Source organism: Pelotalea chapellei, assembly GCF_018531195.1.
Classification (GTDB): domain Bacteria; phylum Desulfobacterota; class Desulfuromonadia; order Geobacterales; family Pseudopelobacteraceae; genus Pelotalea; species Pelotalea chapellei.
The window spans coordinates 198467-213710 of record NZ_JAHDYS010000002.1 but is presented as its reverse complement, the minus strand read 5'-3'; the positions used below and the strand labels follow the sequence as shown (position 1 = coordinate 213710).

The window sequence follows — 15244 nt, the reverse complement described above, 5'->3', positions numbered from 1 at the left end:
ATGTTTTTCTGGCCCCAATAAACGTTTTTAGCCTACATTAAAGGGTAGCCATTCAGCTACCCTTTTTTAGTTAAGTCCTGTTCTAAACCATTCACAAATTAAGGCGATTCAAAAGTCGTCACGTTCCCCTATGGATCAAAATGTGATTCGTTGACAGTTAGGTAGCGCTAGTCTAATGTGAGAATATTTTATAGCCTGGAGCATTTGATGAGGCGTTCAAGGACAAATTAATAAAAGGCCGCTTTACCAGCAGGATTTTCGGTGGAGCGGCTTTTTTCCTTGAGCCTTCAGGAAAAGAGCGTGTTGATAATGGAAGATGTCTTTGAATTTCGTAATAATTTAATAGCAGAATATAGCGATTTTTCGAGAAGTTTTACTCGAATAAAGGCTGGAGATATCCGCAGTTTTGTGGAGAGTGAATACGCTGCTGGTCGTTACTGGCCTGAACCACTGATCCAGATTAACCCCAATTATCAAAGGAGAGAATCTGTTCAGGACCTTGCTCGGCAGGGCCTTTTGCATAATTCATGTGCAGACATTTTTCTGGAGGGCAAACCCGATGGCAAGGCCAACCCTTTACATCTGTTTACACACCAGCTAGAGGCTATTGCAAACGCACGCGAAGACAAAAGTTATGTTGTCACGACTGGTACTGGTTCAGGTAAGTCATTATCCTTTTTTATTCCTATTATAGATCGAATCCTCAAAGCTAAAGAACTCGATCCAACGCCTCGCACTCGGGCAATAGTCATATATCCAATGAATGCGCTGGCAAATAGCCAACTTGAAGAGCTAGGCAAGTTCTTACATGGGTATGCTCCCGATCACAAACCGTTTACCGTAGCTAGGTATACAGGACAAGAAAAAGATCAAGATAGAAAAGATATAGCCAGTAACCCTCCCGACATACTTCTCACTAACTTCATGATGCTGGAGCTCATTCTCACCCGTTACGAGGAAAAAGATCGCCAGGTCGTCGAGCACTGTCGTGGTCTCGAGTTCCTGGTTTTGGACGAGTTACACACATATCGAGGTCGCCAGGGTGCCGATGTCGCTATGCTGGTACGTCGATTGCGCCAGAGACTTGAAGCGAGCAACCTGGTTTGTATCGGTACATCGGCTACCATGTCGAGTACCGGCACGACTGAAGATCAACAACAAATCGTTGCAGAGGTGGCAAGTAAGCTTTTTGGGGCCACGATTACCGCTCACGAGGTCATTGGCGAAACTTTGGAGCGGGTTACAGATAGCTCCATGGACCTGCCTGCCGTCATTCCGCTCCTCAGAGAACGAATAATATCTAGCACTTTCGCCTGGCCTGATTATGGTGCATTTCAACGGGACCCATTGGCAGTTTGGGTAGAACTTACGCTTGGCATAGACATGAAGGAACTGGCAAAGCCAAAACGTGCAAAGCCGATTACACTGTCCGATGCATCAAAACGTTTGGCTGATGACGCTGGACTTGATCTGGAAGAAGCTCGAAACGCTTTGCAGAAATTCCTGATCTCGGCCCATAGCGTCAGAACTCCTCTAGGACGACCACCTTTTGCTTTCAAACTGCATCAATTTATCAGTGGCCCGGGAAAGGTACATGCCACCCTTGAAGCAGAAGGCCAACGACATATTACTCTGGATGCACAACGTTTCGCACCAGGACGTCAGGCGGATAATGTGTTCCTATATGCAACCCATTTTTGTCGTGAATGTGGGCAAGAGTATCATCCCGTTTGGGAGGAAAAAGGGGCCTCGTGTCGGTTTGTGCCCCGAGATATAGAAGATATTGCATGTGAAGATGATGATGTCCGATTTGGCTTTCTTGCTCCTAGGAAGAAAGAACAGCACTATCATGGCAACCTTGAAGATCTCCCGGACAACTGGCTCGACCTTTCCGGTACAGACCCTAAAGTAAAGCGGGATTACAAGCATGCCGTGCCGCTTGAGGTAAAAATTGACGCCCAAGGATATGAAACTTCAGCGAAATCCTACTGGTTAATCCCAGGTAAGTTCCGCTTTTGTTTAAACTGCGGGCATCTTCACGAAGCTTACGGAAAAGATGTAAACCGTCTCTCCAGTCTTTCTGGTGAAGGTCGCTCATCAGCGACAACTATTTTGACCCTCTCCATGTTGCGCCAATTGTTCAAAATTGTTGATTGGCCTGAGCATCTTCCTGATCCACGTAAACTCCTCGGTTTTACTGATAACCGACAAGATGCTGCTCTTCAGGCTGGCCACTTCAATGATTTTATCTTCCTTCTCACGCTCCGTGCCGGCCTCATTGGTGCTTTGAAACAAAATACTGACATCTTGACCGAGGAGAACCTCGCAGACTCTGTATTTAAAGCTCTAGGTTTTAATCAAAATGATGAAGGTATCCTCTGTGAATATCTTAAAAGCCCAAAACTCGTAGGGCTCGCACGGCAGGAGGCACAACGCACCCTTCGCTTTATTTTGGGATATCGATTGCTTCGTGACCTGCGAAAGGGCTGGCGATACAATAACCCTAATCTTGATCAGCTAAAACTGCTTCGCATTGACTATCTGGGTCTCGAAGAATTTTGCGCCGACAACAGCTTATTTACCGGTCATTCAGTGCTCCAAAGGCTGACACCTGAAGGACGAAAAGAGCTTGCTCTGTTAGTGTTTGATGATCTGCGTCGTAATCTTTGCCTTGAGTCACGGTATTTGGACTCGTTGGAACAGGACAAGGCTCGAACCAATGCGTTTAGCTACTTGAATGAGCGTTGGTCATTTTCCCAGGATGAGCGCCTTGCAACTTCAAAGTTTCTGATTCTCGGCAAGCGGCCAGAATACAAAGGGAAACCTCGTGAGGATCTGGTCGGAGGTGGACCGAGATCACGTCTCGTTCGACTCATAAAAAATGCTCAATTCTGGCAGAAGACCGATTTTGCTGGTCTGGCACTTGGGTGGAAGGATCAGGAAATTACCGAGATCCTCGGAAGTCTATTGGAAACCGCCAGTAACTACGGTTATGTACAAAAGCAGAGTATAGATAAGAACGTTGTTGGCTGGCGATTGAAATCATCGGCTATGCAGTGGTGCCTGACGCATGATGTATCTTCTGAAGATGAAGATCGTATCAATCAGTTTTTTCGCCAACTTTATCTGACAGTCTCTGAAATATTATCACTGCCTTCGCACCCGCTGTTTGAGTTTGAAGCACATGAGCATACGGCACAGGTAGAAGCAAGTAAGCGCATGGTTCTAGAATCCCGGTTCCGTTACACAAATAAAGACCGAGAGGAATGGGCGGCAAATCCCGGCAACGAAGCTCCATTGATGCGTCTTCCGGTCCTGTTTTGCTCGCCGACTATGGAGCTAGGCGTTGATATATCAGCACTCAATTCAGTTTATCTGCGAAATGTTCCTCCAACCCCGGCAAATTATGCTCAACGGAGCGGTCGGGCTGGTAGATCTGGGCAGCCAGCATTCGTCCTGACCTATTGTGCTGCCTTGAGCCCTCATGACCAATGGTTCTTCCATAATGCGAATGAAATGGTGCATGGTGTTGTCAAACCTCCTACCTTGGATCTTACCAATCGCGACCTTATTGAAAGCCATCTTCAGGCTGTATGGCTTGCCAATGTAGAGCATCAGCTTGACACGAGTATTGCCCCACTAATCGACCTTGAAAAAGCTGACAAACCCATTAAGCAGGAATTGCTGACTCGCTTCTCTGACCCCGTCGTATCGGAACGTGCTCGTGTTATGGCACATCGAGTAATGAAAGAAGTTTCAAGTGAATTAAGCCCAGAAACAGCTCCATGGTTTGATGACCAGTATGTTGACCAGGTAATCAATCGTGCGCCAATTGCCTTTGATCAATCTCTTGATCGCTGGCGCAATTTGTTTGATGCTACACGTAAACAGATGGATATGGCTGACGCCGTAGTAAAAAGTCATGCTGCCAGCCATAGTGAGCGGGAGAATGCTCGTCGAAGATATGGTGATGCTGCGAGGCAATATTTCACTCTGCTGAAAGACAAGAATACACAAAATACCGACTTCTACACCTATCGTTTTCTGGCAAGCCAGGGTTTTTTGCCAGGGTATAACTTTCCACGTTTGCCGCTCATGGCCTGGATACCAGGTCGAGGTGGGAATACAAATGGTCGAGACGACGATGGGGCAATGGTTAGCCGCCCCCGATTCCTGGCGTTATCGGAATTTGGGCCACGCAGCCTTATCTATCATGAGGGCCGCACATATCGTGTCGTACGTGCAAAACTCAACATTGGTGCAGGCGAACATGTCTCATCCGGCAGTACCCTGTCGACCGTTTCATCGCGTGTATGTTCCTGCTGTGGCTATGGGCACATGGGTGAACAAAGCAGCCCAGAACCAACAGCAAATGTGTGCGAGAACTGTAAAAATCCGCTCACTGAAAATGATCGAGTAAATGAGCTCTATCGAATCGAAACCGTGGAAACCATTCCGGTTGAGCGTATAACGATCAACGATGAAGAACGCCAGCGTCAAGGTTTTGAGCTGCAGACAACGTATCGATTTTTACCCGGCCCGGATGGTGTCATCCAGAAAACTGATGCTAGGGTTCTTCTGGACAATGAAGAACTGGCGACTTTGACCTATGCCGCAGCAGCCCGCATCTGGCGGATAAACCGTGGTTGGCGGCGGCGTAAGGACAAAAAACAGCTCGGCTTCTACATAAATCCGATTTCCGGCGTCTGGAGCAAAAAGGAAAATCCGGAAGAAGAAAAAAATGGTGACAATGGAGATGAAGCCTTGCTTGACAAGGTACAACCGCAACGTATTGTCCCGTTTGTGGAAGATCACCGTAATATTCTTATTCTGACGCCGAAACAAATTCTTACTGATGAAGCTATGGCCACCTTACAAGCCTCGCTTAAACGAGGTATTGAGCAAACATTCCAGATCGAGGAAGCCGAGCTGGTTGCTGAACCACTTCCAACCGGTGATAACCGTCGCGCTCTCCTCTTCTATGAGGCTGCCGAAGGCGGTGCGGGTGTCTTAACACGTTTGGCAAGTGAAGCTGACCAACTTGCAGAAGTGGCAAAAAATGCCCTGAAGTTGATGCACTTCCAGGCACCTGAGGCAACCTGGAGTTTTGACCAACTGGCAGAGCATGAACTGCGTCGATCAGACGGTGAACGAATATGTGAAGCTGGCTGTTACCAGTGCTTGCTGTCGTATTACAATCAGCCTGATCACGACAAAATCAGCCGTCAAGATCCAAAAGCATTGAAGTTGTTGGTTGCCCTTGCCAATTCCAGTGTTTTTCTTGATACACCCATGAAACATGCTGACTCGTCGAACTCGGACGTTCGCTTGGCCACATGGCTCAAGGAGCTGGAGAGACGTGAGTTACGCCGTCCTGATGCTCTCAACGTATCTTTAAATAATGGTCAGGGGGTAGCTGGCGCTCAGTACAAAACAGCACGTACACTGGTTTTCCTGTCCCCCCCGGACGACAGTTTGCGAGCATATGCAGAAGACCGTAGTTATCGGGTCGTGATCTTCCCTCCGAATCAATCCGACTGGCCCGTACTGTTTTCACAATATCAGGAAATTTTTGGTGGGAGAGCATAACGCCTTATGAATGATGCATTTATTGATTTTGCAGCTGGTGCACTAATTAAAGCTCGCGGCCGGGAATGGGTTGTACTTCCCCAGTCGGAGAAGGACTTGTTGCGACTTCGTCCGTTGGGAGGTTCAGAAGACGACATTGTAACATTGCTTCCAGGGCTCGAACTTATCCCACCACACACTGCAACTTTTGAATGGCCGAATCCCCAACATGCCGGTACGCATGACGCAGCCATGCTCCTGCGTGATGCCCTCCAGCTCAAATTACGTGCTGGTGCTGGCCCTTTTCGATCATTTGGAAATATCGCTGTTGAGCCGCGTGCCTATCAGCTTGTTCCCTTGCTTATGGCATTACGTCTGCCCACGGTTCGGCTGCTGATTGCCGACGATGTTGGTATCGGAAAAACCATTGAAGCAGGACTAATAGCTCGGGAGCTTTTGGACCGTGGCGAAATTTCTCGTATTGCTGTCCTCTGTCCACCTCATCTGGTAGAGCAATGGCAACAAGAGCTTCAGACACACTTTCATATCAAGGCCGTTGCCCTGACCGCTTCCAGTGTAAACCGATTGGAACGTGAGATCCCCCATGGGGTTTCTCTCTTTGACCACCATCCATTCGTTGTGGTCAGCCTTGATTACATCAAGAGCGAGCGCCACCGGGAGCACTTTCTTGCCATAGCCCCGGAGTGCATTATCGTCGATGAGGCCCATACGTGCGCAACTGGTGGACAAGGAAAACAACTACGCTTTGAACTCCTGCAGCGATTGGTTGTTGACGAATCGCGTCATCTATTGATGCTCACGGCAACACCTCACTCTGGTGATGACACCGCCTTTCATAATCTGCTGTCGCTTCTGAAACCTGAATTTTCAACCTTGCAGGGTGCAGGTGTCGGTGTACGAAAAGAGCTTCGTGAAGACCTTGCCCGCTATTTTGTGCAACGTCGGCGTAAAGATATTGAAGAATGGCAGGATGACAGTATTTTCCCACGGCGAATGACGAAAGAAGTTACCTATGTCCTCACTGGTCGCTGGGGACGTTTCTTCGATGAGGTTCAGGAATACTGCATTGAACTTGCTGATCGTACCGAAAAATCAAGTGGGCAGGCTGCGAGAATGATCTGGTACGCCACCTTGGCGCTCCTGAGATGTGTGGCGTCATCCCCGGCTGCGGCAGAAAAAGCCCTCACGACCAGGCTTGCCGGCACTATTGAAGATATGGAATCGCTTGCCGACGAGGAACGCCTTTATGATGGTCATGCTGATGATCTGATGACGAATGACCTGGAACCTGCAGCCCAGATAGAAGATGTCTCCAGATTGCAGGGTCTGATTGATGAAGCCCGAGGCCTTGCCGGAAGTGAGGGTGATCCCAAACTCGCCGCGCTTATTCAGCACCTGAAAGAACTACTGAAGGCCGGCTTCCGACCGGTTGTTTTCTGCCGCTATATTGCCACGGCCCATTATGTGACTCATCACCTGAAACGTCACTTTAAAGATTTTACCATTGATGCAGTCACCGGCGAATTCACCCCGGAAGAGCGTGAAGCACGCGTGTTTGAACTTGGCGAAGCAGATCGACCTGTACTGGTAGCTACCGACTGCCTCTCCGAGGGTGTCAATCTTCAGCATCAGTTCACTGCGGTCGTGCACTACGATTTAGCCTGGAACCCGACCCGTCACGAACAACGCGAGGGCCGTGTAGATCGTTTTGGCCAGAAGGAACCCGAGGTACGCTGCACAATGCTCTACGGTCAGGATAATCCGGTGGACGGCTTTATTCTTAATGTCATTCTCAAGAAAGCTGAAGCCATTCGCAAGGAACTGGGTGTTCTTGTGCCGATGCCGGAGGATGAACAGCGCATCAATCAGGCATTGATCAAGGCGGCGCTGTTGAAGCGAAACCGAATCAAAACGGATCAGATGGCATTTGATTTCGGAGATCTTGGTGTTGATCTAAAGCCGATTGAAAGCCAATGGCATGACGCACTTGAGCGGGCCAGAGCCAACCGCACTGTTTTTGCGCAACGACGATTGAAGCCGGAAGAAGTACTGCCAGAATGGCGCAAGCAGCTCACTGTCCTTGGTGGTGAACAGGATGTGGAGAGGTTTGTACGCAATGCCAGTTCCCGCCTGAACTCCCCGTTGGAGACGTACAAGCGAAAGGCCTACCGCCTGCTTCCACAGCACTTGCCGACAGCCTTACGCGAACGACTGGAGCATGAAAAAATCGATAAACCTGTGGCGATAGATTTTCATTACCCACCGGTGACCGGTGCCCAATTTGTCCACCGCAGTCATCCGCTAGTATCCTTGCTTGCGGATACTTTGCTTGAAAGTGCCTTAACCGATGATAGGCCTTTAGCTGCACGAGCTGCCGTTACCGTCACGACGGAGGTTGATGTGGTTACCTGCATCTATCTGTTACGGCTTCGCCACCAATTAAGCTATGTCCGTCGTGGAGAGACACGACATCTCATGGCAGAAGAGACGGCGGCCCTGGCGGTAAGAGGACGGACAAACCCGGAGTGGCTTGATGAAGGCAATCTTCAGGCATTGCTGAATGTCACTCCCAGTGCCAACCTCTCACCAGAGCTTACGGAGCGGGAAATACAAGCCGCCATAGATTTCTTGAAAGCAAATAACAACCAGCTTGACATTATGGCCTCATCCCGTGCGGAGGCGCTACTGGCAGACCATCGTCGTGTCCGCGAGGCGTCCCGCGATCTCGGCAGTTACACAGTGCGCCCCTGTCTTCCGGTGGACGTCATGGGCGTCTATGTGTTGTTACCCGATACGTTGTAAGGACCGTAACCATGGCCAGAAAAAACCACGACAGCTTTATATATGGTTCCATGCATCTCGAAGGTGCACTGTTCGTCCCTGATCTGTTGGAAAAGGTGGCGCTCGGCGAGCAGTCATTTCAAGCCGATGCAGATTACCAGATCCCCAAGGGGCTTAAGCAGCACGACGAATATGGCCGCGCCTTCCAGATCGCCCAGGCGCAATGGAAATCATTTTCCGCACAAAGGGAACGACAGGATGTTGATGCCGTAACAATTACCCGGTCATTCGTCCAGGAGATGTTTCGCGATGCCTTTGGCTATAGTGACCTTCAGCCATCTGCAATAATTGAAATAAATGGCCGCCGGTATCCGGTGCCATTCATGGCCGCCGGCAGGGTTCCAGTCTTTGTAGCGCCGCACAATCTGGGACTTGACGACACAGATACCCGTTTTGCCGTTGAAGGCAGTGGCAGCCGTAAGAAAAGCGTCTTCCAGCTTGCCCAGGAATTTCTGAACGCCAGCGCAGAGTGTACCTGGGCGCTGGTAAGCAACGGCCTACAACTTCGCCTGCTCCGTGACGCTGCAACGCTAACCCGGCCAAGCTATCTTGAATTTGATCTCGAATCCATCCTGTCTGATGTCAGGTATCCGGACTTTGCCGCACTCTGGCGGATAGTGCACTTCAGCCGTGCCGGACAGGCAGGCACTTCCGGCAACAGTTGTATCTGGGAGCAATGGCGGCAGGAAGGACAGGCCCAGGGGACCCGCGTTCGCGAAGGGTTACGCCGCGGAGTTACCAGCGCCTTGATGGCATTGGGAGAAGGGTTCCTCCGCCACAATGAGAATGAACCGCTCAGGCAAAGCCTCCAAGATGGCAGCTTCACCAAGGATGAATTTTATCAGCAGCTCTTACGCCTGGTGTATCGGCTCATCTTCCTCTTTACGGTTGAAGAACGGGAACTGCTCCACCTGTCAGATGAAACACCGCAAAGGGTAAAAGCCCGTAAAGCCTACGCCGACGGATACTCCCTAAGGCGGCTCCGTACCCGGGCATTGCGTCGCGCCGGCTTTGATCTGCATGATGACCTCTGGCAAGCACAGCTTATTGTCTTCCGATGTCTCGTCAAAGGCGAATCCCGCTTGGCTCTGCCACCATTGGGAGGACTGTTTGCGCCGGCACAGTGCGGGACACTTGATACCTGCGGTCTCGACAATCAGGCCTTCCTCACCGCAATTCGGCACCTGCGCTGGTCTCAGATTGATCGGGCCATGGCACCGGTCGACTACCGCAATATGGGACCGGAAGAGCTTGGCTCTGTCTATGAAAGTCTTCTGGAACTGGTACCGGATGTGGATCTCCATGCCAGAAAGTTCACCTTCATAAACCTGAGTGACGAAGCTTCCACGGCCGGCAATGCCCGCAAGACCTCCGGCAGCTACTACACTCCGGACAGTCTCGTTCAGGAGCTGATTAAATCGGCCTTGGAGCCGGTCATCGAGCAGCGTCTTGCTGCCCAGCCGGAGAACCCGACCCGAGCACTGCTCACGACCACAATCATTGACCCTGCCTGTGGCAGCGGCCATTTTCTTCTTGCTGCCGCCAGACGGTTGGCAGAACGCCTGGCACAGTACCAGGCGGTCGATGGTGCAGTAAAAACTTCCGATTACCGTCACGCCCTGCGTGAAGTCATTGCCCACTGCATTTTCGGCGTGGATCGTAACCCTCTGGCACTGGAATTGGCCCGTACAGCCTTATGGTTGGAGGGATTCGAACCGGGCCGCCCGCTCTCGTTCCTTGATCACCACCTGGTGTGCGGTGATGCTCTTCTCGGTGTAACCGACCTCAAACAGATGGCTGCCGGGATTCCAGATGGCGCCTACAAACCGCTTTCAGGAGATGACAAGACGGTCTGCAAGGCACTCATGCAGCTCAACAAGGCAGGACGAAAATCTATTAGGACCCGAAAACATGGTCCTGAACTCTTTTCACCGCAAGAGTGGCAGGACAGCCTGGCACAGCTGGACAAGCTGGAGGCAATGCCGGATGAAACCCCTGAAGAGGTCGCAGCCAAGGAAGCAGCCTACGAACTGTTCCTGAAGCAAGCCGGTGACAATAACCTGGCCCATTCGGCAGATCTGTTCATGGGGGCATTCCTTATCGTCAAGTCTGACAAAGTTTCTCCCGAAACTGTTCCAACCAGTGAGACCTTGGGTATTGAGCTTTATGGTGGTCATTCCGATAGCAGTCATGACGTTCGATTGAAGACTGCACGCACCCATTGTCGTCAGGCACGGGTGCTGCACTGGCCGTTGGTATTTCCTCAGGTATTTGCCAGGGGAGGGTTCGATTGTGTACTTGGCAATCCGCCATGGGAGCGGATCAAGCTACAGGAAGAGGAGTTTTTTGCCACTCGTCACCCGGATGTGGCAACGGCCAAAAATAAGTCGGAACGAGGCCAGCGCATCCAGTGGCTTTCCGAGGGGATGCTGGCCAAGCACCTCTATCCAGAACTGCTTCATAACGAGCAGCAAGGGTTGCTTGAACAAAGGTTGTATGATGAGTTTATTACTGGACGCCGCACCGCCGAGGCTGCCAGCCTTTATGCTCACCTCGATGGCAATGATGGCGGGCGCTATCCGCTAACCGGTGTAGGTGACGTAAATACCTATGCTCTCTTTGCTGAAACTATTAGTCAGATTGTTTCTAAAGACGGGCGAGCAGGGTTCATAGTTCCAACGGGTATTGCCACCGATGATTCTACGAAAGCATATTTTGCTGACATTGCGTTACACAGTAAATTAGTTAGCCTTTATGACTTTGAAAATCGCGAGGAAATTTTTAAAGGGGTCCACCGAAGTTATAAGTTCTGTTTGATAACTTTAGGAGTTACGTCATCATCTGACTTTGCTTTTTATTTGAGTCAGACCAGTCAATTGACTGACCAAAACCGACGATTCAGTTTAGGACGTGATGATTTCAGGCTAATCAATCCAAATACCAGTACTTGCCCCATCTTCCGCAGCAAAAAAGATGCTGAACTCACAAAAAAAATATACACAAAAATTCCAGTGCTCATCCGTGATGCAACTGACAAAAATCCAGAGATCAACCCATTTAGCATACGATTCAACACCATGTTCCACATGTCCAACGATAGCCATCTTTTTGCTGACTACGACGGAGGAGAACACCTGCCCCTCTACGAAGCCAAGATGATCCATCAGTTTGATCATAGATGGGCCAGCTATGTAGTTACTGACGGTGGGAAGGAAGAAGTAAAGGATGTTGAATTCATTGATAAACAGAATCCTGACTTTGTAATTCGTCCACGCTATTGGGTTAAAGAGCGAGAGGTATTAGCTCGTATTGCACGTGTTCCACGGGCAGTCTCACAAGCCTATGTTGCGGGCGACGGTAAAGGGCTGTTATATGCAATAGCCAATTGGGTAGAATCCTGCCGAGGCGATGATCTGCTGATCGAATCATTCCATGAGTCACGTAACGCTCTTATTAAGATCGCCGGCGATATTTTTGCTGCTTTACCACTTGACCCCAAAGACTGGCGTGATCTGAAGATTAAAGCAGATGTCTTGAGTATTTCTCCTTTACAGGAGGCAGAAATTAATTTCCTGCGCGAATCGCATGACATCTGGCTGGCTACAGACCAAATTATGGATGTGAGAAGTCCAAAGTGGTTAATGGGTTTTCGGAATATATGCCGAACAACAGATGAGCGCACATTTATCGCATCTCTATTACCAAGAGTCGGAGTCGGCCACTCTATGCCATTAGTTTCCTCTGGAACTAATGCAAGACTCTTCGCTTGTCTATTGTGTAATTTCCTGGCTTTACCATTTGATTATATAGTTCGCCAAAAAGTTGGTGGAACCAATATGACTTTTGGATACATTAAGCAATTCCCCGTTTTGAATCCCGATAAATATTCAGAGAAGTCAATAGAATTCATTGTCAGCAGGGTGTTAGAGCTAACATATACGTCAAGAGACCTAAAATTTTGGGCCAAAGATTTGGGCTTCTCTGGGGAGCCATTTATCTTCAATCCAGATCGCCGAGACCAACTGCGGGCGGAACTGGATGCCTATTTCGCACGTCTTTATGGTCTGACCCGCGATGAACTGAGGTACATCCTTGATCCTGCAGAGGTAGAAGGCCCTGACTACCCCAGTGAAACCTTCAGGGTTTTGAAAAACAACGAAGAAAAAGCCTTCGGCGAATACCGGACGCAACGCCTGGTGCTTGCTGCCTGGGATGCGCTGGAACGTGGTGAATTGCATTGAGGAGGGGTGATGCTCACTCATCTTAAACTGGAAAACTTCAAAATATGGAAAACCACTGGCCCCATGAGATTGGCTCCCGTGACTTTGCTGCTTGGCACCAACTCCTCCGGCAAGTCGAGCCTTATCCAGAGCCTTTTGCTGATTCGTCAAACCGTAAAAGGTGATGATCGAAACCTGGATCTGAATTTTGGCAATCCGGAAGCGGGAGATTCTGTCACCCTTGGGCGTTACAGTGATGTCGTCACCAATCACATTTATGGGGATCAAATTGGCATTGAGTTTCGCTGGAGCAAAACCGGTGATGCCGCTGATTCAATCATTTTTTCAGCGAAATACCGTCTTGGTCCAGCGGGCTCGGCAACAATTGACTCTTTGCGGTTGGGCCGTGATGGGCAAGGGTTCATGGTTCAGCGGCGGAAAGAAGGTATTTATCGGCTTTGGCTCGGCAAAGAGAGAATCAGTCGTAGGCAAAGTGCAGATTTTCGTCCGATACGTTCTTTTGCCTTTTCACCAGCGGCGATAGAACGCCTTAAAGAAGACGGCAGTCGAATTGCTGAAATCGGGCCACAGTTGCTGGATGAGTTGAGTCGAATCATATACCTCGGTCCGGTCCGTCGCCTTGCACAACGTGATTACATCTGGAACGGTCGTATGCCGACGACTATCGGTGATGATGGCAATAAAGCTGTAGAAGCCCTAATAGCAAGTGGTGTGGCGGGTAACCTGGCTGCAAAAAAACGAAAACCGGCACCACCGGAGGCCAGGTTAATTGTTGAGACAGGCAACTGGCTGAAGAGGATGGAACTTGCAGACGAGCTGAGCGTGAAGCAACTTGGGAGTTCTACTCGATGTGAGTTGATGATCAAGCGTGATGGTGAAACCTCAAATATCAAGGATGTTGGTGTAGGTGTTTCTCAAGTACTGCCCGTTATAGTCGCTGCGCTACACGCGGAGCCGGGACATATTGTAATTATCGAAGAGCCTGAAAGTCACCTGCACCCTCTGGCGGAATCCTTGCTGGCCGAATTGTTCGCTACTGTGAGTAAAGAACGCGGAGTTCAGTTCATTATCGAAACCCATTCGGAGCACCTATTCCGTCGTATGCAGACATTGATTGCCAAGAAGGATGTCACGACACCCCATTGCGCAATGTACTTTGTCGAGCGTGACGGGAAACAGGCAAAGTTGCTTGAATTGATAGCTGACGAAGTGGGTAGAATCAAAAATTGGCCGAAAAATTTCTTCGGAGATGCTCTCGGTGAGTCGCGGCTGCAAGCAGAATTGGCTATTAAGTATCAAAAGGAAATGAGGTTGAAGAATGCCGACTTATCTGATTGATACGAATGTCATGCTTGCGGCGAGTGCCTATCATAGCCCCCTCTCGGCTTTAGTTGATGAAGCTGAACCAAAAGAACCTGTGTATCGTGAGCTAATCTATAATCGGCTACGTGAGTTTGATTTGTCTGACGATTCAGTTCTCATGGATGAGGAGTGCCTTATTCGTGATGAATATGAAAAAAATATGGCTTTCAACTCACACATGCGAGACCAGGAGTATGGGTTTCAGGTTTTACAATACAAACAAGATCGTGGGCTTGTTAAATATGTACCCATTGACGTTGACTCTTCATCTGGTGAGCCAATAGGTGTTTTATCCGCCGATTTAACTGCTATCGTCTTTGACACTGATGATAGGAAGTGGGTTGCATCAGCAGTTTCAGCAATGGACTATTTAGGCATAAAATGCCCGATCCTTTACGGGGCTGAATCTGATTGGTACATGATTAAGGATGAACTGCTTAAATATGACATTCAGTGCGATCATCTTCTCCCGGATGCTTGGTACATTAACAAAATATCGGGGACGTAGCTGTGGCAAGTTCTTTCTTTCGTTTCCCTCATACAGCTCACATCACTTGGCTTGGAAATGGAGTCCCACGCGATGACAAGGTGATGACCGCTTCAGAAGTCAACGCTCTGCTTGCACATGAGATTGTCGTTGAAGAGAAACTGGATGGCGCTAATCTGGGAATATCCATAAGCCCTGAAGGTGTGCTTCGCACCCAGAACCGTGGACAGTATCTGGTGGAACCTCATGCTGGGCAGTTCAAAGAGCTTTCCTCCTGGCTCAAGCCCCGTGAGGAGGCACTGTTTGAAGTATTGGGAGAGCACCTCATTTTGTTTGGCGAGTGGTGCGCTGCACGTCATTCGCTGGAATATGATCGCCTTTCGGACTGGCTGCTGGTATTTGACATCTATGACCGACAAGAACAACGATTTTGGAAATCTGCACGACGGAATGCACTTGCCGACCAGCTCGGTTTAAAGGTGGTGCCGAAGGTCTTCTGCGGAAAAGCAACCGTAGAATTACTCAAGGAGTTGCTCCATAAGCATTCCAGCTCATTTCGTAATGGCCCCATGGAAGGAATAGTGGTGCGCTATGAATCGGGTGACTGGCTGTGCGAGCGGGCAAAACTGGTGCGTTCTGATTTTACCCAGGCAATCGGCGAACATTGGCGCAATCGAAAGATCGAATGGAACCGTCTGGACTGGTGTCATACTTTGAACTAACG

The 15244-nt window shown here is 49.5% G+C and carries 6 protein-coding genes; all 6 read left to right on the top strand.

The annotated features are described in order from the left end of the window. Positions 1–309: 309 nt before the first annotated feature. Genes KJB30_RS02820 through KJB30_RS02795 form a run of 6 tightly spaced genes read left to right on the top strand, consistent with a single transcriptional unit; the run spans position 310 to position 15242 of the window. Complete coding sequence (locus KJB30_RS02820; protein ID WP_214296420.1) at positions 310–5589, top strand: DEAD/DEAH box helicase; 5280 nt, start codon at positions 310–312, stop codon at positions 5587–5589. A gap of 6 nt (positions 5590–5595) precedes the next feature. Further along, positions 5596–8391 (top strand): DUF8741 domain-containing protein, encoded by a 2796-nt coding sequence (locus KJB30_RS02815; RefSeq protein ID WP_214296419.1) that lies wholly within the window; start codon positions 5596–5598, stop codon positions 8389–8391. 11 nt (positions 8392–8402) lie between these two features. Further along, positions 8403–12671: an Eco57I restriction-modification methylase domain-containing protein gene (locus KJB30_RS02810; RefSeq protein WP_214296418.1), complete on the top strand. Its 4269-nt coding sequence runs from the start codon at positions 8403–8405 to the stop codon at positions 12669–12671. Positions 12672–12680: 9 nt separating this feature from the next. Next, the gene (locus KJB30_RS02805; protein WP_246545471.1) at positions 12681–14009 is read left to right on the top strand and encodes an AAA family ATPase; all 1329 of its coding nucleotides are present in this window, start codon (positions 12681–12683) and stop codon (positions 14007–14009) included. After that, on the top strand, positions 13990–14541 hold the full coding sequence (locus tag KJB30_RS02800; RefSeq protein ID WP_214296416.1) for a hypothetical protein: 552 nt from the start codon (positions 13990–13992) through the stop codon (positions 14539–14541). The genes KJB30_RS02805 and KJB30_RS02800 overlap by 20 nt, the downstream gene beginning before the upstream one ends. A 2-nt stretch (positions 14542–14543) precedes the next feature. After that, positions 14544–15242 carry an RNA ligase family protein gene (locus KJB30_RS02795; RefSeq protein ID WP_214296415.1) on the top strand — a complete coding sequence of 233 codons (699 nt, stop codon included), beginning with the start codon at positions 14544–14546 and terminating at the stop codon, positions 15240–15242. The last annotated feature ends 2 nt before the right edge of the window (positions 15243–15244 follow it).

Bases quoted from the DNA above. Each gene is read 5' to 3' on its own strand.
- KJB30_RS02815 (WP_214296419.1), top strand. From the start codon at position 5,596: ATGAATGATGCATTTATTGATTTTGCAGCTGGTGCACTAATTAAAGCT.
- KJB30_RS02800 (WP_214296416.1), top strand. From the start codon at position 13,990: ATGCCGACTTATCTGATTGATACGAATGTCATGCTTGCGGCGAGTGCC.
- KJB30_RS02805 (WP_246545471.1), top strand. From the start codon at position 12,681: ATGCTCACTCATCTTAAACTGGAAAACTTCAAAATATGGAAAACCACT.
- KJB30_RS02810 (WP_214296418.1), top strand. From the start codon at position 8,403: ATGGCCAGAAAAAACCACGACAGCTTTATATATGGTTCCATGCATCTC.
- KJB30_RS02820 (WP_214296420.1), top strand. From the start codon at position 310: ATGGAAGATGTCTTTGAATTTCGTAATAATTTAATAGCAGAATATAGC.